The sequence below is a fragment of the Agrococcus sp. Marseille-P2731 genome (genome assembly GCF_900117395.1).
In the GTDB taxonomy this organism is placed as follows: Bacteria; Actinomycetota; Actinomycetes; order Actinomycetales; family Microbacteriaceae; genus Agrococcus.
Window position 1 is genome coordinate 542,523 of the sequence record NZ_FPEG01000002.1, and the last position, 22,724, is coordinate 565,246.

At 71.8% G+C, this 22,724-nt stretch carries 19 protein-coding genes; 8 read left to right on the forward strand and 11 right to left on the reverse strand.

Going from position 1 to position 22,724, the window contains the following annotated elements; translation table 11 throughout:
- The first annotated feature begins 30 nt into the window (after nucleotides 1-30).
- Complete coding sequence (locus BQ6202_RS06530) at nucleotides 31-1,542, forward strand: DUF7059 domain-containing protein (protein ID WP_072313634.1); 1,512 nt, start codon at nucleotides 31-33, stop codon at nucleotides 1,540-1,542.
- Between the two features lie 24 nt (nucleotides 1,543-1,566).
- On the opposite strand, the gene BQ6202_RS06535 is transcribed toward BQ6202_RS06530, so the two are convergent.
- The 7 genes from BQ6202_RS06535 to dut form a co-directional block, all read right to left on the reverse strand.
- Nucleotides 1,567-2,367: an ADP-dependent NAD(P)H-hydrate dehydratase gene (locus BQ6202_RS06535; protein WP_072313635.1), complete on the reverse strand. Its 801-nt coding sequence runs from the start codon at nucleotides 2,365-2,367 to the stop codon at nucleotides 1,567-1,569.
- A 47-nt stretch (nucleotides 2,368-2,414) separates the two neighbouring features.
- Entirely contained in the window at nucleotides 2,415-2,822 is a 408-nt protein-coding gene (locus BQ6202_RS06540) for a hypothetical protein (protein ID WP_072313636.1), read from the reverse strand.
- A gap of 64 nt (nucleotides 2,823-2,886) precedes the next feature.
- Complete coding sequence (dxs, locus tag BQ6202_RS06545; RefSeq protein WP_072313637.1) at nucleotides 2,887-4,863, reverse strand: 1-deoxy-D-xylulose-5-phosphate synthase; 1,977 nt, start codon at nucleotides 4,861-4,863, stop codon at nucleotides 2,887-2,889.
- Nucleotides 4,864-4,936: 73 nt separating this feature from the next.
- Nucleotides 4,937-7,768 carry an aconitate hydratase gene (locus tag BQ6202_RS06550; RefSeq protein ID WP_072313638.1) on the reverse strand — a complete coding sequence of 944 codons (2,832 nt, stop codon included), beginning with the start codon at nucleotides 7,766-7,768 and terminating at the stop codon, nucleotides 4,937-4,939.
- Nucleotides 7,769-7,896: 128 nt separating this feature from the next.
- Nucleotides 7,897-8,667, reverse strand: coding sequence for a DUF3159 domain-containing protein (locus BQ6202_RS06555; RefSeq protein WP_072313639.1), 771 nt, complete (start codon nucleotides 8,665-8,667; stop codon nucleotides 7,897-7,899).
- Entirely contained in the window at nucleotides 8,664-9,260 is a 597-nt protein-coding gene (locus BQ6202_RS06560) for a DUF3710 domain-containing protein (RefSeq protein ID WP_072313640.1), read from the reverse strand. Before BQ6202_RS06560 ends, BQ6202_RS06555 begins: the two co-directional genes overlap by 4 nt.
- Nucleotides 9,257-9,709, reverse strand: a complete 453-nt coding sequence (gene dut, locus BQ6202_RS06565; protein ID WP_072313641.1) for a dUTP diphosphatase — start codon at nucleotides 9,707-9,709, stop codon at nucleotides 9,257-9,259. Before dut ends, BQ6202_RS06560 begins: the two co-directional genes overlap by 4 nt.
- A 79-nt stretch (nucleotides 9,710-9,788) precedes the next feature.
- Between dut and BQ6202_RS06570 the strand changes: the two genes are divergently transcribed.
- Nucleotides 9,789-10,256 (forward strand): DUF3093 domain-containing protein, encoded by a 468-nt coding sequence (locus BQ6202_RS06570; RefSeq protein ID WP_072313642.1) that lies wholly within the window; start codon nucleotides 9,789-9,791, stop codon nucleotides 10,254-10,256.
- 1 nt (nucleotide 10,257) lies between these two features.
- Here BQ6202_RS06570 and BQ6202_RS06575 read toward each other — a convergent pair whose 3' ends face one another.
- Nucleotides 10,258-10,545 (reverse strand): DUF4193 family protein, encoded by a 288-nt coding sequence (locus BQ6202_RS06575; RefSeq protein ID WP_072313643.1) that lies wholly within the window; start codon nucleotides 10,543-10,545, stop codon nucleotides 10,258-10,260.
- 246 nt (nucleotides 10,546-10,791) lie between these two features.
- Between BQ6202_RS06575 and sepH the strand changes: the two genes are divergently transcribed.
- From sepH to BQ6202_RS06595, 4 genes are all read left to right on the forward strand, one after another.
- Complete coding sequence (sepH, locus tag BQ6202_RS06580) at nucleotides 10,792-12,030, forward strand: septation protein SepH (RefSeq protein WP_072313644.1); 1,239 nt, start codon at nucleotides 10,792-10,794, stop codon at nucleotides 12,028-12,030.
- 169 nt (nucleotides 12,031-12,199) lie between these two features.
- A complete protein-coding gene (locus BQ6202_RS06585) occupies nucleotides 12,200-13,567 on the forward strand; it encodes an MFS transporter (RefSeq protein WP_072313645.1) in 1,368 nt (455 codons plus the stop codon).
- A gap of 105 nt (nucleotides 13,568-13,672) precedes the next feature.
- Nucleotides 13,673-14,587, forward strand: a complete 915-nt coding sequence (locus BQ6202_RS06590; RefSeq protein ID WP_072313646.1) for an NAD(P)-dependent oxidoreductase — start codon at nucleotides 13,673-13,675, stop codon at nucleotides 14,585-14,587.
- Entirely contained in the window at nucleotides 14,587-15,708 is a 1,122-nt protein-coding gene (locus BQ6202_RS06595) for an alcohol dehydrogenase catalytic domain-containing protein (RefSeq protein ID WP_072313970.1), read from the forward strand. The genes BQ6202_RS06590 and BQ6202_RS06595 overlap by 1 nt, the downstream gene beginning before the upstream one ends.
- Here BQ6202_RS06595 and BQ6202_RS06600 read toward each other — a convergent pair.
- Together BQ6202_RS06600 and BQ6202_RS06605 are read right to left on the reverse strand one after the other, a co-directional pair.
- Nucleotides 15,701-16,141: a hypothetical protein gene (locus BQ6202_RS06600; RefSeq protein ID WP_072313647.1), complete on the reverse strand. Its 441-nt coding sequence runs from the start codon at nucleotides 16,139-16,141 to the stop codon at nucleotides 15,701-15,703. The two genes, BQ6202_RS06595 and BQ6202_RS06600, sit on opposite strands and share 8 nt — an antisense overlap.
- A 257-nt stretch (nucleotides 16,142-16,398) precedes the next feature.
- The gene (locus BQ6202_RS06605; RefSeq protein ID WP_234946138.1) at nucleotides 16,399-17,424 is read right to left on the reverse strand and encodes an alkaline phosphatase family protein; all 1,026 of its coding nucleotides are present in this window, start codon (nucleotides 17,422-17,424) and stop codon (nucleotides 16,399-16,401) included.
- 77 nt (nucleotides 17,425-17,501) lie between these two features.
- Between BQ6202_RS06605 and BQ6202_RS06610 the strand changes: the two genes are divergently transcribed.
- Nucleotides 17,502-19,976: a DNA gyrase/topoisomerase IV subunit A gene (locus BQ6202_RS06610; protein WP_072313649.1), complete on the forward strand. Its 2,475-nt coding sequence runs from the start codon at nucleotides 17,502-17,504 to the stop codon at nucleotides 19,974-19,976.
- A gap of 198 nt (nucleotides 19,977-20,174) precedes the next feature.
- On the opposite strand, the gene BQ6202_RS06615 is transcribed toward BQ6202_RS06610, so the two are convergent.
- Nucleotides 20,175-22,268, reverse strand: coding sequence for a DNA gyrase/topoisomerase IV subunit B (locus BQ6202_RS06615; protein WP_072313650.1), 2,094 nt, complete (start codon nucleotides 22,266-22,268; stop codon nucleotides 20,175-20,177).
- 197 nt (nucleotides 22,269-22,465) lie between these two features.
- Between BQ6202_RS06615 and BQ6202_RS06620 the strand changes: the two genes are divergently transcribed.
- Nucleotides 22,466-22,687 (forward strand): DUF7455 domain-containing protein, encoded by a 222-nt coding sequence (locus BQ6202_RS06620; RefSeq protein WP_072313651.1) that lies wholly within the window; start codon nucleotides 22,466-22,468, stop codon nucleotides 22,685-22,687.
- The last annotated feature ends 37 nt before the right edge of the window (nucleotides 22,688-22,724 follow it).

Sequence of the window (22,724 nt, forward strand, 5' to 3'; positions counted from 1 at the left end):
CGACGTGCCCCGGTCGGGCAGACTGGCAGGATGCTCGACCGCTCCCTCACCGACGCCCTCGCCCGTGATCTCGCAGCCGCGAGCTTCACGAGCGAGGGCGTCGCGGCACTCGTGGGCGAGAGCGCGGCGGCAGCGCTCACCCGCATGATCGCGCACCCCGCACGCCGTGCCGCACTGCGCCGGCCGGGGCCGCTGTCCACCCTCGTGCGAGCGCTCTGGCTCGGCGACGCCGTCGACGAGGCGGCGCTGGCGGATGCGCTGCCGCAGCTGGGTGTCGACGGCGCGATCGCGCTCGGCCTCGTCGAGCGCCGCGGCGGCACCGTCGCGCCGCTGATGGCGATCCGCCCGCACGACTACGCGGACGCGCTCGGCGAGGGCAGCTGGTGGATCGCGAGCGATCTCGATGAGCTGGCGGGCCTCTGGCCGCTGCGCCCCGACCACGTGCTCGGCGTCGGCGGTGCGGCTCGCACGCTCGCGCACCTCCTCCCCCTCGAGCCCTGCAGCCAGGCGCTCGACCTCGGCACCGGCTGCGGCATCGTGGCGCTGCACCTGCGCCGCATCGCCGAGCGCGTCGTCGCGACCGACATCTCTGCGCGCGCCCTGGGCTTCGCCGAGCTCACCGCCGCGCTGAACGGCGTCGACGGCATCGAGCTGCGGCTCGGCTCGCTCTTCGAGCCCGTCGCGGGTGAGCGATTCGACCTCATCGCCTCGAACCCGCCCTTCGTCATCACGCCGCGCACCGCTGGCGTGCCCGAGTACGAGTACCGCGACGGCGGCGAGCCCGGCGACGCGCTCATGGCTGCCGTGGTGGCGGGCCTCGCCGAGCACCTGGTGGAGGGCGGCCAGGCTCGCCTGCTGGGCAACTGGGAGACCGTCGGCGACACGACCGGCCTCGAGCGCGCGCGAGGGTGGAGCGAGGGCGGCGACGTCGACGCCTGGGCCATCGAGCGCGATGCGCTGAGCCCCGTCGGCTACGCCGAGCTGTGGCTGCGCGACGGGGGCACGCTGCCCCGCGACGCCGATCACGATCGACTGCTCGACGCCTGGCTGGACGACTTCGAGGCTCGCGGGGTGCGCGAGATCGGCATGGGCTGGCTCGCGCTGCGCAAGCACGGCGGCGCACCCAGCCTCGAGCGCTTCGAGCGCATCGGCCACCCCGTGCAGCTCGAGCACGTGGGAGCGCACCTGGCGTCCGCGTTCGCCGATGCCGCAGCGCTTGCCGCACTCGACGACGAGGCGCTCACCGCAGCGCACCTCGTGGTGTCGCCGGATGTGACGGAGGCGCGGCACCAGCTGCCGGGTGCCGCGGGCCCGACCGTCATCGAGCTGCGGCAGGGTGGCGGCCTGGGCCGCACCCTGTCGGTCGACACCGCGCTGGCCGCACTCGTCGGCGCGTGCGACGGAGAGCTCGCGATCGGTCAGCTGGTCGCGGCCATCGCGGGCCTGCTCGAGGTCGACGGAGACGTCCTCGGCGCCGATCTCCTGCCGCGCGTGCGCGAGCTGCTCGTGACCGGCTTCCTCCGGGGAGTCACCGAGCGGTGACGCAGGCTGCGCCGGCCCACGCGCTCAGCGCTGGCGCAGACGCTCCGCGATCGCCTGTGGCAGGTGCTCGGCCACGTCGAGCGCAGTGATGGGCCGATCGCCTGCCGCGGCGAGCGCCGCCGCCTCCCCGTGCAGCCGCACGCCATCCGCGCTGATGGACGCGAGCGCTGCCGGGTCCGCGGCCGCTCCCGCGTTCGCGGCCACGAGCGCCCCGAGCACGCCGCCCAGCACGTCGCCGGTGCCGGCGGTCGCGAGCCGATGGGTTCGGGCGTCGACGGATGCCGTCGTGCCGTCGGGCGCGGCGACCAGGGTGGGGGCGCCCTTGGCGACCACGACCGCGTCGAGCGTCGCAGCCGCGCGCAGCGCAGCGGCGGCCCGATCACCGAGCGCATCCCGGTCGACCCCCAGCAGTCGCGCGAGCTCACCGTCGTGGGGCGTCACGACGGTCGGCCCCGCGTGGCCCGCGACGAGGTCGAGCGCTCCGGCATCGACGACGCACGGCGCTGCCCCGCCCAGCGCCTCGAGCAGGAGCGACCGCAGCGCCGGGTCGCGCTCGCGCGCATCCTGCCCGGAGCCGAGCAGCCAGGCGTCGACGCCCGACGGCGCCTCGTCGAGCGCGTGGCAGACGGTCTCCGGTCGTCGCGCGAGCACGAGGTCCTGCACGCGTCGCGGAGCCCAGAGCCGCACGTAGCCGATGCCCGTCCGCCACGCCGCCTCCACGCCGAGCACCGCAGCACCCGGGTAGCGCGCCGATCCCGTCACGACGCCCAGCACGCCCATGGAGCGCTTGTCGTCGTGGGCATCGGGCGAGCGCAGCCAGGTCATGCCGCCAGCGTACGCGGCGAGGCTCGCGCTCCTCCCGGCGCTCGCGCTCATCCCATCGCCGCGACCCCTGCGCGGTGCGCGAGCAGCACGCCGCGCAGCGCGACCGGGAGGCCACGAGCAGCGGCGACGATGGCGTGGTGCCACGCCCAGTCGTCGGGGCTCGGCTCGGCGCCCGCAGGCCGCTCGATGACGAAGACGACGTCTTCGTCGTCCCCGAGGAGGTAGCCGAGGATGCCGCGCAGCGCCAGCACCGCGTGCGCATCCGGCGAGACCGGGATGCCGTCGATCTGCTGCAGGTCGCGCCGCAGCGAGCCGTCGGCCTCGACGACGAAGATCCACAGCCGCGGCACGATGCCGTGCTGCACGAGCGCGGCGATGTCGTCGAGGAGCTCATCGTCGGGCGAGTCGTGAGGGGCCAGGTCTGCGCGGCGTGCGCGCGATGTCTCGTCGTCCATGCGCCGCAGGCAACCGCATCCGCCGCACCCGGCGCACCGCGAGGGCTGACGGCTGTGGAGAACGTCAGTCGCTGGCGGGGCGCGGCGACGCCTCGCTGTCCGCCTCCTGCGCATCGAGCCGCAGCTCCTGCTCGCCGGGGATCGGGCGCGCGATCGGCACGCGGCCGGTGCCGAGCACCTGCTGCACGATGTTGCGCGCGATCACCTGCGCCGAGAGGCCGACGTCGTCGAGGATCTCGCCGCGCTCCGCGTGGTCGATGAACGCATCCGGCAGACCGAGCTCGTCGACGGGCGTGTCCACGCCGGCGGCGCGCAGGTCCTGCCGCACGCGCGTGCCGATGCCGCCGACCCGCACGCCGTCCTCGAGGGTGATCACGATCCGGTGCTCGCGGGCGAGATCGATGATCGACGTCGCGACGGGCACGACCCAGCGCGGGTCGACCACGGTCACGCCGATGCCCTGCGCCTCGATGCGCTGCGCGACATCCATCGCGAGGTGCGCGAACGAGCCGATCGCGACGATCAGCACATCGCGGTGTGGCGCCTCGAGCAGCACGTCGACGCCGTCCTCGGTGCGGCGGAGGGCATCGAGCTGGTTCGGCACCGAGCCCTTCGGGTAGCGGATGACGGTGGGCGCGTCGTCGACGGCGACAGCCTCGCGCAGCGCCTCCTCGAGGCGCGCGGCGTCGCGCGGGGCAGCCAGGCGGATGCCCGGCACGAACTGCAGCAGCGCGAGGTCCCACATGCCGTGATGGCTCGGGCCGTCGGGACCCGTCACGCCGGCCCGGTCGAGCACGAAGGTGACGCCCGCGCGGTGCAGCGCCACGTCCATCAGCACCTGGTCGAAGGCGCGGTTGATGAAGGTCGCGTAGATGGCGACCACCGGGTGCAGCCCGCCGTAGGCGAGGCCGGCAGCCGTCGTGACGGCGTGCTGCTCGGCGATGCCGACGTCGAGCACCCGCGACGGGTCGAGCGCGGCGAGCCGGTCGAGGCCGGTCGGCCGCAGCATCGCCGCAGTGATGCCGACGATGCGCTCGTCGGCGCGCGCGAGCGACACGAGCTCGTCGGCGAACACCGAGGTCCAGGACGGGCGCCCGGCACTGGCTATCGACTCACCGGTCTCCGGATCGATCTGGCCGACCGCGTGGAACTGATCGGCCTCGTCGTTGATCGCCGGATCGAACCCCTGGCCCTTCTGCGTGATGACGTGCACGATCACGGGCGAGCCGTAGTCGCGCGCCTGCGTCAGCACCTCCTGCAGGGCCTTCAGGTCGTGGCCGTCGACCGGGCCGAGGTACTTGATGTCGAGGTTCGAGTAGAGCGCCTCGTTGTTCGCGAAGCGCGAGAGGAAGCCGTGCGTCGCGCCGCGCACGCCGCGGTAGACCGCGCGGCCGGGGTGCCCGAAGTGCGAGAAGAACCGCTCGGAGGTGCCGCGCAGCGCACGGTAGGACTGCTGGGTGCGCACACCGTTGAGGAAGCGCGCCATGCCGCCGATCGTCGGCGCGTACGAGCGGCCGTTGTCGTTGACCACGATGACGAGCCTGCGGCGGTTGTCGTCGGAGATGTTGTTGAGCGCCTCCCACGTCATGCCGCCCGTGAGCGCGCCGTCGCCGACGACCGCGACCACCGAGCGGTCGTGCTGGCCGGTGATGTCGAAGGCTCGGCTGATGCCGTCGGCCCAGGAGAGCGACGAGGATGCGTGGCTCGACTCGACGATGTCGTGCTCGCTCTCGGAGCGCTGCGGGTAGCCGGCGAGGCCGCCGCGCTGCCGAAGGCGCGAGAAGTCCTTGCGTCCGGTGAGCAGCTTGTGCACGTAGGACTGGTGGCCCGTGTCGAACACGAAGGCGTCCTGGGGCGAGTCGAAGACGCGGTGCATGGCCATCGTCAGCTCGACCACGCCGAGGTTCGGACCCAGGTGCCCACCGGTGCGGGAGACCTCGCGGATCAAGAACGCGCGGATCTCTGCTGCCAGCTCCGTGAGCTCGGCCGGCGCGAGCCGGTCGAGGTCGCGCGGGCCCGTGATCTGTTCGAGGATCGCCATGATCCCTCCATCGTACTGCCGCACGCGCGAACGGCCCCGCTCCACGAGGGGGCGGGGCCGTTCGCGCGCTGGATCAGACCAGCGAGCGCAGCACGTACTGCAGGATGCCGCCGTTGCGGTAGTAGTCGGCCTCACCGGGGGTGTCGATGCGCACGATCGCGTCGAACTCGACGGTCTGCTTGCCCTCGGCGCTGTGCTCGGTCGGCTCCGCGACGACGTGCACGGTCTTCGGGGTGCGCCCCTCGTTCAGCTCGGTCAGGCCCGAGATCGAGATGCTCTCGGTGCCGTCGAGCCCGAGCGAGGCCCACGACTCACCGGCTGGGAACTGCAGCGGCACCACGCCCATGCCGATGAGGTTCGAGCGGTGGATGCGCTCGAACGACTCGGTGATGACCGCCTTGACGCCCAGCAGGTTCGTGCCCTTCGCGGCCCAGTCGCGGCTCGAGCCCGAGCCGTACTCCTTGCCGCCCAGCACGACGAGCGGGGTGCCCTGCTCCTGGTAGTGCTGCGAGGCGTCGTAGATCGCTGCCTGCTCGCCGTCTGCCGTCGTGAAGTCGCGCGTGAACCCGCCCTCGACGCCGTCGAGCAGCTGGTTCTTCAGGCGGATGTTCGCGAAGGTGCCGCGGATCATGATCTCGTGGTTGCCGCGACGCGAGCCGTAGGAGTTGAAGTCCTTGCGGTCGACGCCGTGCTCCGTGAGGTAGCGGCCTGCCGGGCTGTCGGCCTTGATCGCGCCGGCGGGCGAGATGTGGTCGGTCGTGACGGAGTCGCCCAGCGCGGCGAGCACGCGAGCGCCCTGGATGTCGACGACCGGCGTGAGCTCCATGGTCATGCCGTCGAAGTACGGGGGCTTCCGCACGTAGGTCGACTCGGCGTCCCACTCGAAGACGTCGCCGTCGGGCGTCGGCAGGCTCTGCCAGCGCTCGTCGCCGTCGAAGACCGCCGCGTACTGCTTGTCGAACATCGCGGTGTCGATCGACGAGTCGATCGTCGACTGCACCTCCTCGGCCGTCGGCCAGATGTCGGCGAGGAAGACGTCCTGGCCGTCCTTGCCCTTGCCGAGCGGCTGGCTCGCGAAGTCGAAGTCCATCGTGCCTGCGAGCGAGTAGGCGATGACGAGCGGCGGCGACGCGAGGTAGTTCATCTTCACGTCGGGGTTGATGCGACCCTCGAAGTTGCGGTTGCCAGAGAGCACCGCGGTGACCGCGAGGTCGTGCTCGTTGACCGCTGCGGAGACCTCTTCGATGATGGGACCCGAGTTGCCGATGCACGTCGTGCACCCGTAGCCGACGGTGTAGAAGCCGAGCGCGTCGAGATCCTTCGTCAGGCCCGACTTGTCGTAGTAGTCGGTGACGACCTTCGAGCCCGGCGCCAGCGTCGTCTTGACCCACGGCTTCGCCGTCAGGCCCTGCTCGACCGCCTTGCGCGCCAGCAGACCCGCGGCGAGCATCACGGAGGGGTTCGAGGTGTTCGTGCACGAGGTGATCGCCGCGATCGTCACGGCACCGTTGTCGAGCGTGTAGGTCTCGCCGGCCGGTGTCGTCACCTCGACGGGGTTCGACAGGTCAGCGGGGATGCCGGTGGTCCGGCTGCCGCTGCTGATGTGCACCTCGCGCGTGCTGTGGTCCTCCTCGCCCGGGACGGCACCCGGGTCGGAGGCCGGGAACGAGTGCTTCGACTCGAGGTCGACGATGTCCTGCGACGTCGAGGCCGTCGCGTAGTCGACGATGTCCTTCGAGAACTGCGCCTTCGCGTTCGACAGCTCGATGCGGTCCTGCGGGCGCTTCGGGCCTGCGATCGAGGGCACGACGGTGCTCAGGTCGAGCTCGAGGTACTCCGAGAAGGTCGGCTCCACCTCGGGGTCGTGCCAGAGGCCCTGCTGCTTCGAGTAGGCCTCGACGAGCGCGACCTGCTGCTCGGAGCGGCCCGTGAAGCGCAGGTAGTCGAGCGTGACATCGTCGATCGGGAAGATCGCTGCCGTCGAGCCGAACTCCGGGCTCATGTTGCCGATCGTGGCGCGGTTCGCCAGCGGCACGGCGCCGACGCCGGTGCCGTAGAACTCGACGAACTTGCCGACCACGCCGTGCTTGCGCAGGATGTCCGTGATCGTGAGCACGACATCCGTCGCCGTCACACCCGTGGCGATCTCGCCCGTCAGCTTGAAGCCGACGACGCGCGGGATCAGCATCGAGACGGGCTGGCCGAGCATCGCGGCCTCGGCCTCGATGCCGCCGACGCCCCAGCCGAGCACGCCGAGGCCGTTGACCATCGTCGTGTGCGAGTCGGTGCCGACGACGGTGTCGGGGTATGCCGTGAGCTCGCCGCCGAACTCGCGGGCGTAGGTGACCTTCGCGAGGTTCTCGATGTTCACCTGGTGGACGATGCCGGTGCCCGGCGGGACGACCTTGAAGTCGTCGAAGGCCGTCTGGCCCCAGCGGAGGAACTGGTAGCGCTCGCCGTTGCGCTGGTACTCGATCTCGACGTTGCGCTCGAACGCGTCGGGCGTGCCGAACAGGTCGGCGATCACCGAGTGGTCGATCACGAGCTCTGCCGGGGCGAGCGGGTTGATCTTGGTCGGGTCTCCACCGAGCTCGGCCACGGCCTCGCGCATGGTGGCGAGGTCGACGATGCAGGGCACGCCGGTGAAGTCCTGCATCACCACGCGCGCCGGCGTGAACTGGATCTCGACGTTGGGCTCCGCCGAGGCGTCCCACGAGCCGAGCGCCTCGATCTGGCCCTTCGTGACGTTCGCGCCGTCCTCGGTGCGGAGGAGGTTCTCGAGCAGCACCTTGAGGCTGAACGGCAGGCGCTCATGGCCCGCGACCTTGTCGATCCGATAGAGCGTGTACTCGGTGTCACCCACCGAGAGCGAGCTCTTGCTGTCGAAGCTGTTCGGGTTCGCCATCGTGACTCCTTCAGGTCTCACGGGATGCGCTGGCTGCGCCTCGAGTGTATGCCGGGCGCGACCTGTTCGGGCGGCATCCGGTCGAGATATCTTGACGTCAAGATATCTTATCGGATCCGCGGCCCCGCCTACGCGGCGGGCGTGTCGGGCGCTGCCTCGGCATCCGCCGTCCCGAGCACCGCGCGCACCATCAGCCACGTCACCCACAGCGCTGCGAGGTAGAGCGGCACGCCCATCAGCAGCTTCGTCGCGGCGAGCGCCTCGACGGCGCCAGGCGTGCCCTGGCTGGCGGCGAGGTACATCGGCACCTGCACCGCGAGTCGCGCGCCCACGACGACGAGCCAGAGGATCGTGGCGCGCCAGGCGACCGTGCGCTTCGCCCGCTCGGTGCGCCACGCGTAGGGCGTGCCCGTGAGCGCGCCGGCGATGATGCCGACGAGCGGCCGCCGCAGGATCATGCTGAGCAGCAGCACGAGCACCACGATGCTGTTGACCGTGAAGCCCCAGAGGAAGTTGTCCTCGCCCTGACCGGTGATGAGGGCGACCGCCGCCGAGATGCCGACGCCGATCAGGCCCGCGAAGGCGAGCACAGGCTGCCCCTTCTGCAGCACGCGTGCGGCGACGAAGACGACAGACACCGCGAGCGGCACGAGCACCGAGAGCCCGACGTCCTTGGTCACCGTGTAGAGGACGAGGAAGAGGATGCCCGGCAGCAGCGACTCGAGCAGGCCGCGGACACCGCCCATCGCTCCCAGCAGCGCGTTCGCCGAGGGCTTCGCGCCCGGGTCCAGCTGGCCGAGCTTGGAGCCGCGGATCGCCGCGCCCACCTGGTCCGAGAACGACGGCTCGGGCTCCGGATGCGCGGTGTCGCACTCGCCGGGCTCCTGCGGCACCGTCACACCGACTTCGGCGCGCGCAGCGGGATCAGCTCGCGGGGCGGCATCGGCTCCACACCGCGGCACACCACGGTGGAGCGGAAGAGGTCGATCGCTGCTGCCGCCTGCACGTCGTCGATCGCAGCCTGGCCGCCGATCAGTCCCTGCAGCATCCAGCGCGGGCCGTCGACGCCGATGATGCGCACGGCGCGCGGCATGCTGTCCGGGCCGCTCTGCAGTCGTGCCCGCAGCTCTGGGCCCAGCAGGCCCGCCGTCTCCTCGACCGTGGCGCCCTGGCGCTCGAGCTGCGATCGGAGCACCTCGCGCACCGGCCCCCAGATCCCCTCGCTGCGCGGCGCCGCGAACGGCTGCAGCTGCACCGTGGAGCCCTCGTGCTCGAGCGTGACGGCGACGATGCGCTTCGTCTTCTCCTCGACCTCGAGCCGCATCTGCATGCCCGGGCGGGGCACGATCCGCAGCCCACCGAGGTCGACGTAGGGGCGCACGGGCGCCTCGCCCTCATCGAGCGGTCCGAGCTCCGAGCGATCCTCGGGAGCGCTCTTCTCGACGAGCTCCTCGTCCTCGGGCAGCTGCTGGTCGTCTGTCGTGTCCGTCATCGTGCGATCCCCTCTGGCGTGGCGCCGAGCCCCGTCGACCCGTGCCCGCGCTCGCCGCGGTCCGATCCCGGCAGTCGCTCGACCTCGATGAAGCGAGCTCGCTCGACGCGCTGCACGATGAGCTGCGCGATGCGGTCGCCCACCTCGATCCTGTGCGCCTCGCTGCCGGTGTTGAGCAGGTTGACCTTGATCTCCCCGCGGTAGCCGGCATCCACCGTGCCCGGCGCGTTGACGATCGTGATGCCGTGCTTGGCGGCGAGGCCGCTGCGCGGGTGCACGAAGGCGGCATAGCCCTCCGGCAGCGCGATCGCGATGCCCGTCGCGACCAGCGCGCGCCGACCGGGCTCGAGCGTCAGCGCCTCGGCGGCATGGATGTCGGCACCGGCATCCCCCGGGTGCGCGTAGGCGGGCACCGGCGATCCGGTGATGAGGACTTCGACCTGCTCCATCGCAGTCGAGGCTAGCCGAGGCTGACGCTCGCGGCGAACCGGCGCTCGGCCGGCCTCGGCGGCGCGAGATGATGGAGGCATGGAATCCGCCCCCTCGCACCGCGAGCGGCTCGTGCCCTCGTGGTGGCTGCCGCTCGTCCTGCTCCTCATCGTGCCCGCGTCGCTGCTCGTCTTCCTGCCCGTCGGCATCGAGATCGGCATCGGGGTCGCCGCAGCGCTCTACGCCGTCATCATGCTCGCGCTCTGGTTGGGCGCGCCGGTGATCGAGCTGCGCGACGGCGTGCTGCGAGCCGGCCGCGCCCGGATCGGCGTCGAGCACCTAGGCACCGCGGATGCTCTGGAGGGCGTCGAGGCACGGACCGCGATGCGCTCGGGCTGGGATCCGGCCGCCCACCACGTCATCTCGCCGTGGATCAAGTCGCTCGTGCGCGTGCCGGTCGCGGACGAGGCGGATCCCACTCCCACGTGGGTCGTGAGCACGCGGCGCCCGCAGGCGCTCGCCGCGGCGATCACGGCGGCGCAGCGCACCGCGGAGCGCAGCGCCTAGCTCAGGAGGCGCACTCCTGGCAGATCGGGCCGAGCTTCGTGTCGTGGTCGAACTGCAGGCGATCCTTCACCAGGAAGCAGTTGACGCACGTGAACTCGTGCTCCTGCGGGGGCAGCACGACGACGTCGAGCTCGACGTCCGCGAGGTCTGCTGCAGAGAGGTCGAAGCTGCCGGGGTTGTCGGCGTCGTCATCCGTGGCGACGCTCTTCGCCGGCACGCGCTCCTTCAGCGCCTCGATCGACTCGTTCTCATCGTCGGTCTTGCGCGGGGCGTCGTAATCCGTGGCCATCAGGGCTTCCTTGCTGGGAGTGAGTGAGCGTCGTCGGCGCACATTCTGCACGAATCGAGCGGGGGTAGCAAATCAGATATCTGAACAGCGTTTGTACCCCGCGCTCTGTACCCCAACGAGCGGGTGCGCACCGGGTGGGTGCACCGAACGGAACGCGCGGCGCGCCCGCCGCATTCCCGCTCAGAGCGCTCCCTGCGTGCGATGCTGACAAGACCCGACAACCACGCCAGGAAGGACCGACGAATCATGCAGCAGCTGAGCGTCATCGGCGTCGAGGACGACGTGCTCATCCTCGAATCCGAGTCCGGCGAGCGCTTCCGCGTGCCCGTCGAATCCCTGCCGGAGCACCGCAGGCCGGCAGCCGCGATCCCCGCGAGAGAGCGGAAGGCGAGGCCCCGCGACATCCAGTCCCTGATCCGCGGCGGCATGACCGCCGAGGAGGTCGCGTCCACGACGGGCGAAGAGCTCGCGTACATCGAGCGCTTCGAGGGACCGGTGGTCGCCGAGCGGGAGCACGTGCTCGACTCCGCGCTCTCCATCCCGGTCGCGTCCGGCGACATCGACCCGCTCGCGGGCGAGACGACCTTCGGTGCCGCGATCGGTGAGCGCCTCGACGACCTGCGCGCGACCGACCGCTCCTGGTCGGCCTGGAAGGACGGCGACGGCGGCGCGTGGTCGGTGCGGCTCCGGTTCACGACCGAGGCGATCCAGCACGAGGCCCTGTGGGGCTACGAGCCCAAGAAGGCGACGCTGACGCCGCGCGGCAAGGAGGCGACGTCGCTGAGCCAGACGGGCGACGCGACGAGCGTGCTGGTCCCGCGGCTCCGCGCCATCGACCGGCAGCAGCGGCCGACGACACCCGACGCAGCTCCTGCGCCGACGCCCGCACCGGCGGAGGACGGCGGCGCGCCGCCGATCTCGCAGCGCGCGACGCCCGACGCCGCGCGCCGGGACACGGGCCGCTTCGATTCCGACGCCTTCCGCATCCAGCGCGGCACCGCGCGTTCCGCACCGGCCCCCGTCGAGCCCGGCGTCGGGCTGGAGCAGGCTGTCGAGTCGTCGCGAGCGACCGAGCAGAGCGCCAGCGAGCGCACGAACGAGCGCGCCCCCGAGCGTCCCAAGGAGCCGACGAAGGCCGACAACCCGTGGCTGCGCCGCCGCGGCGGCGAGGTCGGCAGCCAGCCCGAGAACGTGCAGGCCGCCGCGATCAACCGTCCCGCCGCATCCACGCAGCCCAACCACACCGCCGAGCTGCTCGACGCCCTGCGCCGCCGCCGCACCGAGCGCGAGGCGGCGCTCCGCACCGCGGAATCCGGCCCGGCCCCGGTCGAGCCCGAGCAGCAGCCGATCGTGGAGCCCGCCGCCGAGGCCGAGCGCCCGCAGCGCGCCAACGGCACGGGGCCAGTCGGCACCCGCAAGCGCGGGTCCCGCGCATCGATGCCGAGCTGGGACGAGATCGTCTTCGGCTCGCGCTCCGACGACTAGCACCGCAGCCGCACAGCAGGAGAGGAGGGCGTCCGAGAGGGCGCCCTCCTCTCCTGCTGTGCGGCAGGATCGATCGCTCGCGTCCACGGACGAGTCGCCGCCCACCTGAACGAATCGTCATGTTAGGTTGCTCCCTGGCACAGTCCCGTGCACCTACAAGGAGGTAGGCATGACACAGTCCGTCAACGGCGCGGCGAGAGACAACGACCGCAAGGGTCTCGGCCGCGTCGTCACCGCCGCCATGGCCGGCACGGTGGTCGAGTGGTACGAGTTCTTCCTCTACGCCACCGCCTCGACCATCGTCTTCAACCTCATCATGTTCCCGCCGTCGGACGACCCGTACGCGGCCATCATCAACGCGTTCCTCATCTACGGCGTCGGCTTCATCGCGCGCCCGCTCGGCGGCATCGTCTTCGGTCACTTCGGCGACAAGTTCGGTCGCAAGAAGCTGCTGCAGGTCGCGATCATCCTGGTCGGCGTCGCCACCTTCCTGATGGGCTGCCTGCCCACGTTCGCCCAGATCGGCTACTGGGCTCCTGCACTGCTCGTGCTGCTGCGCTTCGCGCAGGGCTTCGCGGTCGGCGGCGAGTGGGGCGGCGGCGTCCTGCTCGTGGCGGAGCACTCCCCCAACAAGGAGCGCGGCTTCTGGTCGTCGTTCCCGCAGGCCGCCGTGCCTGCCGGCAACCTGCTCGCGACGGTCGTGCTGCTGGTGCTGCAGTGGACGCTCTCCGACGACGACTTCCTCGCATGGGGCTGGCGCATCGCGTTCTGGCTCTCCGTCGTGATCGTGGCGGTGGGCTACTACATCCGGACGCGCGTCGAGGATGCGCCGATCTTCCAGGCGGTGCGCGACGAGGTCGCCGAGTCGAAGGCGCAGTCCTACGGCGTGCTCGAGGTGCTCAAGCGCTACCCCCGCGGTGTGTTCACGGCGATGGGCCTGCGCTTCGCGGAGAACGTGCTGTACTACCTCGTCGTCACGTTCTCGATCGTGTACCTGCGGACCTACCTCGAGTACGACGTCTCCCGCATCCTGGGCCTGATGGCGATCGCGCACATCGCGCACTTCATCTTCGTGCCGATCGTGGGTCGACTCACCGACGTCGTGGGCCGCAAGCCGATGTACCTCGCCGGCGTGCTCCTGGGCTCGACCTGGGGATTCATCGCCTTCCCGATGTTCGAGACCGGCAACGACATCGTCATCCTGCTCGGCATCATCATCGGGCTGGCGTTCCACGCGCTCATGTACGCGGGGCAGCCGGCCATCATGGCCGAGCTGTTCCCGACGCGCATGCGCTACTCGGGCGTCTCGCTGGGCTACCAGGTCACCTCGATCGTCGCCGGCTCGCTCGCGCCGATCATCGCGACCGCCCTGCTCAGCGCCTTCGGCAGCTACATCCCGGTCGCGATCTACATCGTGGTCGCGTGCGCCATCACGCTCGTCGCCGTCCTGGCGCTGCGGGAGACGAAGGGCATCTCGCTGCACGACGTCGACGACGAGGATCGCGAGCGACTGCTGGCGGAGAAGGGCACGCTCTGATCGTCTGAGCGGCAGCTGCGACCGAGCGGGCGACGAGGGCTTCCTCGCCGCCCGCTCGGTCGTCTCGGGATAGCCTCGGAACCACACCTTCGGAAGGGAACGACGATGACGTCAATCGCCTGGATCGGCCTCGGCAACATGGGCAGCCGGATGTCCGCACACCTCGTGGACGCGGGGCACGAGGTGCGGGGGTTCGACGTCGTCGACGCCTTCCGCGAGGCTGCCGGCGCCCGGGGCATCGTGCCCGTCGGCTCGGTGGGCGAAGCGGTCGACGGGGCGGAGGTCGTCATCCTCAGCCTGCCGAAGGGCGAGCACGTGCGCGCGGTGCTCGCAGGCGACGGCGGCGTCTTCGCGCACGCAGCGCCAGGCACGCTCATCCTCGACACCTCGACGGTCGACCTGGAGACCTCCGCCTGGAGCCACAGCGAGTCGCGCTCGCGCGGCTTCCGCTTCGTCGACTCCCCCGTCTCCGGCGGCATCCAAGGCGCCGAGGCGGCGACGCTCGCGTTCATGCTGGGCGGCGAGAGCGCCGACGTCGAGGCCGCGACGGCGATCGTCACCCCCATGGCCGGCAACGTGCTCGCCGTCGGCGAGGCGACGCACGGGATCGCCGCGAAGCTCGTCAACAACATGATGCTGGGCGTCTCGATCCTGGCGATGTCCGAGGGCGCGACGCTCGCGAAGCACCTCGGCCTCGACGCGCAGTCCTTCTTCGACGTCGCCCGCGTCTCCTCCGGCGATTCGTGGGCGGTGCGCACCTGGTACCCGGTGCCGGGCGTCGTGCCAGGGGCCGCCGCCAACGCCAACTTCGACGCCTCCTTCTCGGCCATGCTCTGCCACAAGGACGTCGAGCTCGCGGTCGCCGGCGCTGCGGCCGCGGGCGTCGAGGTGCCCGCGGCGACGCTGATCCGCGATCAGCTGCAGCGCCTGCTCGACGACGGCTTCGGCGGCAAGGACTGCACGCTCGTGATCCGCGAGGCGAGCCCGGACGGCACCGTCGACGGGTGGGACGGCCGCTGATGCGCATCCGCGGTGCCGTGCTGCGGGCGATCGGCGCCGAGCACCCCTTCGCGACGACGCAGCCGCTCGAGCTCGTCGACCTCGAGCTCGACGCACCCGCCGCCGGCGAGGTGCTCGTGCGGATCGAGGCTGCCGGGCTCTGCCACAGCGACCTCTCGGTCGTCGAGGGCGCCAGGCCCCGGCCCGTCCCGATGCTCCTCGGGCACGAAGCAGCGGGCATCGTCGAGGCGGTCGGCGCCGGTGTCCACGACATCGCGATCGGCACCCGGGTCGTGACGACGTTCCTGCCGCGCTGCGGCGAGTGCGCGGCCTGCGCGACCGACGGCCGGCTGCCGTGCGAGCGCGGGAGCGCCGCCAACGCCGCCGGCGAGCTGCTGGGCGGCGGCCGCCGACTGCACGAGGTCGCGGAGGACGGCAGCAGCATCGAGGTGCACCACCACCTCGGCGTCTCCGCCTTCGCCACGCACGCCGTGCTCGATCGCCGCTCGGTGGTGCCGGTCGGCGCCGACGTGCCGCCGCACGTCGCTGCGGTGCTCGGATGCGCGATGCTCACCGGCGGCGGTGCTGTCGTGAACGCGGGCAAGCCGAGCGCCGGCGACGACATCGTGATCGTGGGGCTCGGCGGTGTGGGCATGGCGGCGCTGCTGGCCGCTGCGTCGCTCGGGCTCGGCAGGGTCATCGGCGTGGATGCGGTGCCCGCCAAGCTCGACGCGGCACGAGCGCTGGGCGCGCACCTCGCGCTCTCGCCCGACGAGGCGATCGGGCAGGGGCTCCGCGCCCCCGTCGTCATCGAGGCAGCGGGTCACCCGAAGGCCTTCGAGACGGCGTTCGCCCTCACGGCGCCCGGCGGCACGACCGTGACCGTCGGCCTGCCGCATCCAGACGCTCGCGCATCGCTGTCGCCGCTGACGTTCACGGCTGAGGCGCGGACGGTCGTGGGCTCCTACCTCGGTTCCGCGGTGCCCTCGCGGGACATCCCGCGCTACGAGCAGCTGTGGCGCGAGGGCAGGCTGCCGGTGGAGTCGCTCGTGACGGCCGAGATCGGGCTCGAAGGGCTCAACGAGGCGCTCGACACGCTGGCCGAGGGCCGCGCGATCCGGCAGGTCGTGCGCTTCAGCTGAGCCCGTCGCCCTCGCCGTCATCGCCGACGCCGTCGCACACGAGGTTCCAGCCCGGCACGATGGCCTCGACGTCCTCCGGCGGCACTGCCGCCAGCTCGACCGACGGCACGGCCTGCGGGTAGCCGCACAGGCCGACGACGACCCACTGCGCGAACTCCGGTCCTGGGGCGCCGTCGATGACGGACTGCGCCGAGCCGACGCCCGCGGCCACGCGCGCATCGATCATGCCGATCGTGCCCTCCGGCGCGAGCGCGAGCGCCTCACCCACGGTGAGCTCACCCACGGCGCCGCCGTTCGCGGCGAAGACCGCGTCGATCTGCTGCTGCTCGAGCGGCAGCGGGCCGGGCGGGGCTGGGGTGCAGCCGACCAGCACCGCGGCGGCGAGAGCCGCGGACAGCATCGCTGCGTGCGTGCGGCGCAGTGCGCGTGCCATGTCGCCTCCTCGCGAGCAGATCACCCGCTCCGCACTGTGCGACACCTCAGCGCTCGCCGCTGGACGAGCCCCGGGCGGAGCGACGCCTAGCGGCGGGGGTGGCCGCCGCGGCCGCGGCGCTCGGCGATGCGTCGGCTGATGAAGCCGACGACGGCGGTCGCGATCGTCATGATGAGCCATCTGCGCATGGTGGTTCCCTCTCCTCGGTGATCAGCCCATCCTGGTGCGCGCACCTGGATGTCCGGTCCGCGAGGGGCTCAGGCGAAGGCGCCGAAGCGACGCAGCGGCACTCGCAGCTCGTCCGGGGTGAGCGAGCCGTGCTGACCGAGCATGCCCCTGGCGGGGTCGGACTCGTCGAAGTAGATCGCGCGCCGACCCCTGGCCGCGATGAACACGTCACCGATCCGCGGCGCGACCTCCGGGTGCACGGTGCCGAGCCAGCCCGCCTCCACCACGTCCTGCTGCGTGGCGACCCACGCCGCGTCCCCCAGCCATGCCCGCCAAGCGTGCGCCACGTCATCCGCCGTCGCACCGTCGGCCAGGTGCAGCTGCAGGCAGCGGGGCTCGCCCGCGACGTGCGCGATGCCGCCGTGGAGCTCTGAGGGCACGATGAGGTGCCCGGATGCGTCGACGTCGACCATCCCGTGGTCTGCGGTGACGACGAGACCGGTACCGCGAGGGAGCGCGGCGACGAGCTCGCGTACGTGGGCGTCGAGCTGCTCGAGCGCGCCGACCCAGCGGTCGCTCTGCCAGCCGTGCTCGTGGCCGAGGCGGTCGAGCTCTGGCACGTAGAGGTAGACGAGGGCGCGCTCGCGCGCGGCCCGCTCGGCGAGCGCGAAGCGGTCGGCAATGGTGCGGCCGCCGCGATACTCCGCGCCGCGCAGCACGGCGTGCGTGAAGCCGCTCGTCGCGTGCTTCGGCTCCGAGATCACGATCGACGGCTGCTGCGGCTGCTGCTCGAAGAGGGTGGGCATGCGCTGCCAGAGCGCGGGATCCATCGACCCACCCCAGTCGCGCAGCTGGTTGCGCACGCCCTCCCCCGGCACGAGCGCGTCGTAGCCGACGAGGCCGTGCTCCCCCGCGAGCGCGCCCGTGGTGAGGCTCGCGAGAGCCACCGCGGTCGTGGAGGGGAAGCCCGCGTCGAACGAGCCTCCGCCGGCGGTCGAGAGCGTGCGCGCGTGGCCGGCTCGCTGGCCGAGCTGCGCGGCACCGAGTCCGTCGACGAGCAGCACGACGGCGCCCGTCACGGTCGGCAGCCCCAGAGGGTTCTGCTCGCCGCGCATCGCGAGCGACGAGCTCCGCAGAACGTCGGCAAGGCTCCGGGATCCTGGCGCCCTGGTCGGTAGCATTCCGTCAGCCTATGACTGCCACACCCGCCTCCGACGCCGCTGAGCGCATCGACGACATCGACGTCGCTGCCGAGATGCAGGATTCGTTCCTCGAGTACGCGTACTCCGTCATCTACGCTCGCGCGCTGCCCGACGCCCGCGACGGGCTGAAGCCCGTGCAGCGCCGCATCCTCTTCCAGATGTCGGAGATGGGGCTGCGCCCCGAGAAGGGGCACGTCAAGAGCGCCCGCGTCGTGGGCGACGTGATGGGCAAGCTGCACCCGCACGGCGACACCGCGATCTACGACGCGCTCGTGCGCCTCGCGCAGCCGTTCAGCCTGCGCCTGCCGCTCATCGACGGGCACGGTAACTTCGGCTCGCTCGACGACGGGCCCGCAGCTGCCCGCTACACCGAGGCGCGGCTCGCAGCCGCGGGCCTCTCGCTCACCGAGGGCCTCGACGAGGACGTCGTCGACTTCGTGCCCAACTACGACAACTCGTACCAGCAGCCCGACGTGCTGCCGGCCTCCTACCCCAACCTGCTCGTCAACGGCGCGAGCGGCATCGCGGTGGGCATGGCGACGAACATGGCGCCGCACAACCTCGTCGAGGTCGTGCAGGCGGCCAAGCACCTGCTCGCGCACCCGAGCGCATCCACCACCGACCTCATGCGGCACGTGCCCGGGCCCGACCTGCCGGGCGGCGGCGTGATCGTCGGGCTCGACGGCATCCGGGATGCCTACGAGTCAGGCCGCGGGGCGTTCCGCACCCGGGCGCGCACCTCGATCGAGCGCCAGGGCCGCAAGACCCAGATCGTCGTCACCGAGCTGCCCTATCAGGTGGGCCCCGAGCGGCTGATCGAGAAGATCAAGGACGGCGTCGTCGCGAAGAAGCTGCAGGGCCTCTCGGACGTGCAGGACTTCACCGACCGCAAGCACGGCCTGCGGCTCGTGATCGGCATCAAGACGGGCTTCGACCCCGAGGCCGTGCTGGAGCAGCTCTACCGCTTCACACCGCTCGAGGATGGCTTCTCGATCAACAACGTGGCGCTCGTCGAGGGACGCCCGCAGACGCTCGGCCTCAAGGCGCTGCTGCAGGTCTACCTCGACCACCGCGTCTCCGTCGTGCGCCGACGCAGCGAGTACCGCCTCGCGCGCAAGCGCGATCGTCTGCACCTCGTCGAGGGCCTGCTGATCGCCATCCTCGACATCGACGAGGTCATCCAGGTCATCCGCTCCTCCGACGACGGCGAGCAGGCGCGCGGGCGGCTGCAGGGCATCTTCGACCTCTCGGAGGCGCAGGCCGAGTACATCCTCGAGCTGCGGCTGCGCAGGCTGACGAAGTTCAGCCGCATCGAGCTGGAGGCCGAGCGCGACGAGCTGAAGGCGCAGATCGCCGAGCTCGAGCGCATCCTGGGCTCGGAGGCCGCGCTGCACCTCGTCGTCTCCGAGGAGCTCGACGAGGTCGCCGAGCGGTTCGGCACTCCGCGGCGCACGCTGCTGACGGAGGCGAACGGCCAGCAGGCGACGAGCGGCCGGGCCTCCGCGGCGAAGCTCGCCGCGAGCCTCGAGATCGCCGACAGCCCGACGCGCGTGCTGCTCTCGGCGACGGGCCGCGTCGTGCGCGTCGACGGCGAGGAGCCGATCCCCGTGCCGTCGCGCCGCAGCCGCCACGACGCCATCCGCTCGGTGATCGAGACGACGACGCGCGGCGCCTTCGGCCTCGTCACCTCCTCGGGCGCCGTGCTGCGCCTCACGCCCGCCGACCTGCCGTCGGTGCCCCCGGCGTCGGTCGGGCTCACCGCCGGGGTGAAGGTCAAGGACCTCGGTGCGCTCGAGCGCGGCGAGGAGGCGGTCGGCCTCATCGATCTCGCCGCCCCCGCCGAGGGCGAGGCCGTGCCGTGGCTCGTCGCCACGGCCGGCGGCATCGTCAAGCGCGTGCGGCCGACCGAGCTGCGCGACCGCGACCGCGAGCTCCTCATCTCGCTCAAGGCCGGCGATCGGGTGGTGGGCATCGCGCCCGCGACCGACGACGCATGGATCGTGCTCGTGACGAGCGACGCGCAGCTGCTGCGATTCTCTGCGAGCGCCGTGAACCCGCAGGGGCCGGGCGCCAGCGGCATGAAGGGCATCGGGCTCAAGGGGGATGCGACGGTGCGGTTCGCGGGCGCGGTGGACGAGGGCGCTGAGGTCGTCACGGTCACCGAGGCGGCGGAGACGCTCGCGGGTCTCGACGAGCCGCGCGTGAAGGTCTCCGACCTGTCGGAGTTCCCGGCCAAGGGCCGCGGCACGGGCGGCGTGCAGGCGCACCGGCTGCTGAAGGGCGAGGTCGGGCTGTCGCTCGCGTGGGCCGGGCCCGTGCCGCTCGCCGTCGGCAGCGACGGCTCGCAGCGCCAGCTGCCGCCGGGCGGCTCACCGCGCGCAGGCTCGGGCCTCGCCATCGACGGCGCGATCGGTGCGATCGGCTCGCGCCTCGGCTCGCCGCCCGCGCCGTCGCTCGCGGAGTGACCGGGCGCCGCACAACTGCGGCTTCGAGGGCAGCCGCGGGCCTGGGCGCCATGACGGCCACAGGCCGAGCAGCACGCCGACGCGCCACGACGACCGCCAACCGGCCACTCCGCCTGCCGAGCGAATGGTCCGGTCGCGTGACCGCCTCACCGGTTGAGCGTCACGCCCGGGCGAGCTTCGCCGGCCAGCGGCGCCGACTCAGGCGTCGATGCGGTCGCGATCGATCTGGCTCGAGACGATGAGGTCGCGGCGGGGCGCCACCTCGTTGCCCATCAGCAGCTCGAAGACCTCGCTCGCGCGCTCGGCATCGCTGATGGTCACGCGTCGCAGCGTCCGGCGCGAGCGATCCATCGTCGTCTCCGCCAGCTGGTCGGCATCCATCTCGCCCAGGCCCTTGTAGCGCTGCGGCGGCTCGTGCCAGGTCTTGCCCGCCTTCTTCAGGCGCGCGAGCGTGCGGTGCAGCTCAGCGTCGGAGTAGGTGTACACCGCCTCGTCGGGCTTGCCGCGATGCTTGACGAGCACCCGGTGCAGCGGCGGAACGGCCGCGAACACGCGACCCTCGTCGATGAGCGGCCGCATGTAGCGGTGGATGAGCGTCAGCAGCAGGGTGCGGATGTGCGCACCGTCGACGTCGGCGTCCGACAGCATGATGACCTTGCCGTAGCGCGCCTGGCTGAGGTCGAACGAGCGGCCGGAGCCCGCCCCGATCGACTGGATGATCGCCGCGCACTCGGCGTTGCCGAGCATGTCGCCGATCGACGCCTTCTGCACGTTCAGGATCTTGCCGCGGATCGGCAGGATCGCCTGGAACTCGCTGTCGCGCGCGGGCTTGGCGGTGCCGAGCGCGCTGTCGCCCTCGACGATGAAGAGCTCGGTCTGCGCGACGTCGTTCGAGCGGCAGTCCACGAGCTTGACCGGCAGCGACGAGGACTCGAGGGCGCTCTTGCGACGCGCCGTCTCCTTGAGCGAGCGCGCCGAGATGCGCGCCTTCATCTCGCTCACGACCTTCTCGAGCAGCTGTCCCGCCTGCGCCTTCTCGTCGCGCTTCGACGAGGTGAGGATCGCGGCGAGCTCGCGCTGCACGACCTGCGCGACGATCTGGCGCACGGCGGGGGTGCCGAGCACCTCCTTGGTCTGGCCCTCGAACTGCGGCTCCGGCAGCCGCACCGTCACGACCGCGGTGAGCCCGGCGAGCGCGTCGTCCTTCTCGATCCGGTCGTTGCCGGCCTTCAGCTTGCGGGCGTTCGCCGCGACCTGGTCGCGGATCAGCTTCAGCAGCGACTGCTCGAAGCCGGCCAGGTGCGAGCCGCCCTTCGGCGTCGAGATGATGTTCACGAAGCTCTGCACGACCGTGTCGTAGCCGGTGCCCCAGCGCAGCGCGATGTCGACCTCGCAGGTGCGCTCGACGTCGCGGGTGACCATGTGCCCGGTCGCCTCGTCGAGCACCGGGATCGTCTCCTGGAAGTCGCCCTCGCCGGTCAGCCGCCACGTGGCGGTCAGCGCGGGGTCGGGCGCCAGGTACTCGGCGAACTCGCTGATGCCGCCGTCGTAGCGGAAGTCGTGCACGACCGGCTCGTCACCGCGCTCGTCGATGATCTGGATGCCGAGCCCCGGCACCAGGAAGGCCGTCTGCCGGGCGCGGCGCGCGAGCTCCTCCCCGAGGAACTCAGCGCCCTTCGTGAACACCTGCGGGTCGGCCCAGTAGCGCACGCGGGTGCCGGTGACCGCCTTCGCGACCCTGCCGACCTTGCGCAGCCTCGACGCATCCGTGAACGGGACGAAGGTGGCATCGGGCGAGGGCTCGCCCTCATCGAGGAACTCGCCCGGCTCGCCGCGGTGGAAGGACATCGCCCAGGTCGCGCCCTCGCGGTCGACCTCGACGTCGAGGCGGGCAGAGAGGGCGTTGACGACGGATGCGCCGACGCCGTGGAGTCCGCCGGAGGACTTGTAGGCGCCCCCGCCGAACTTGCCCCCGGCGTGCAGCTTGGTGAAGATGACCTCGACGCCGGTGAGGCCGGTGCGCGGCTCGACGTCGATCGGCAGGCCGCGCGCGCGGTCCCGCACCTCGACGGAGCCGTCGGCATGCAGCACCACCGTGATCTCGGTGCCGTGTCCGCCGAGGGCCTCATCGACCGAGTTGTCGATGATCTCCCACAGGCAGTGCATCAGGCCGCGCGAGTCGGTCGATCCGATGTACATGCCGGGGCGCTTGCGCACGGCCTCGAGACCCTCGAGCACGGTCAGGTGCCGTGCCGAGTAGTCGGATCCAGCGTTCGCCAACCGATCCCCCATCTCCTGCGTCGAAGGCGCTCGAGCAGCGACGATGTCGGTGCGAGCGCGCCTGCCAGCCTATGGCCGACCGCGCCCGCGCCGGCGCAGGCCACGCGGCTCGTCCGGCGTTGCGCCGCTGGCGAACCGCGGGCGGAATCACCGGGTTCTGTCACCCAGACATGCGACGATGGATGCAACGCAAGAGTGAGGAGGGCAACGTGAACGACATCCAGACCACGACGCTCGAAGTCGATGAGGCGACGGCACCGCTGGGCGGCCTCGACCGCTGCGACAGCTGCGGAGCGCAGGCGTACGTGCGCGCGACGATGGAGAGCGGCACGCTGCTCTTCTGCGCGCACCACGCCGCGAAGCACCGCGAGGCCCTCCAGCCGCTCGCCAAGGTGTGGCACGACGAGTCCGAGAAGCTCAACGAGCGCTGACCCGTCGATCGCACAGTGAAGCGGCCCGCCCCCATCC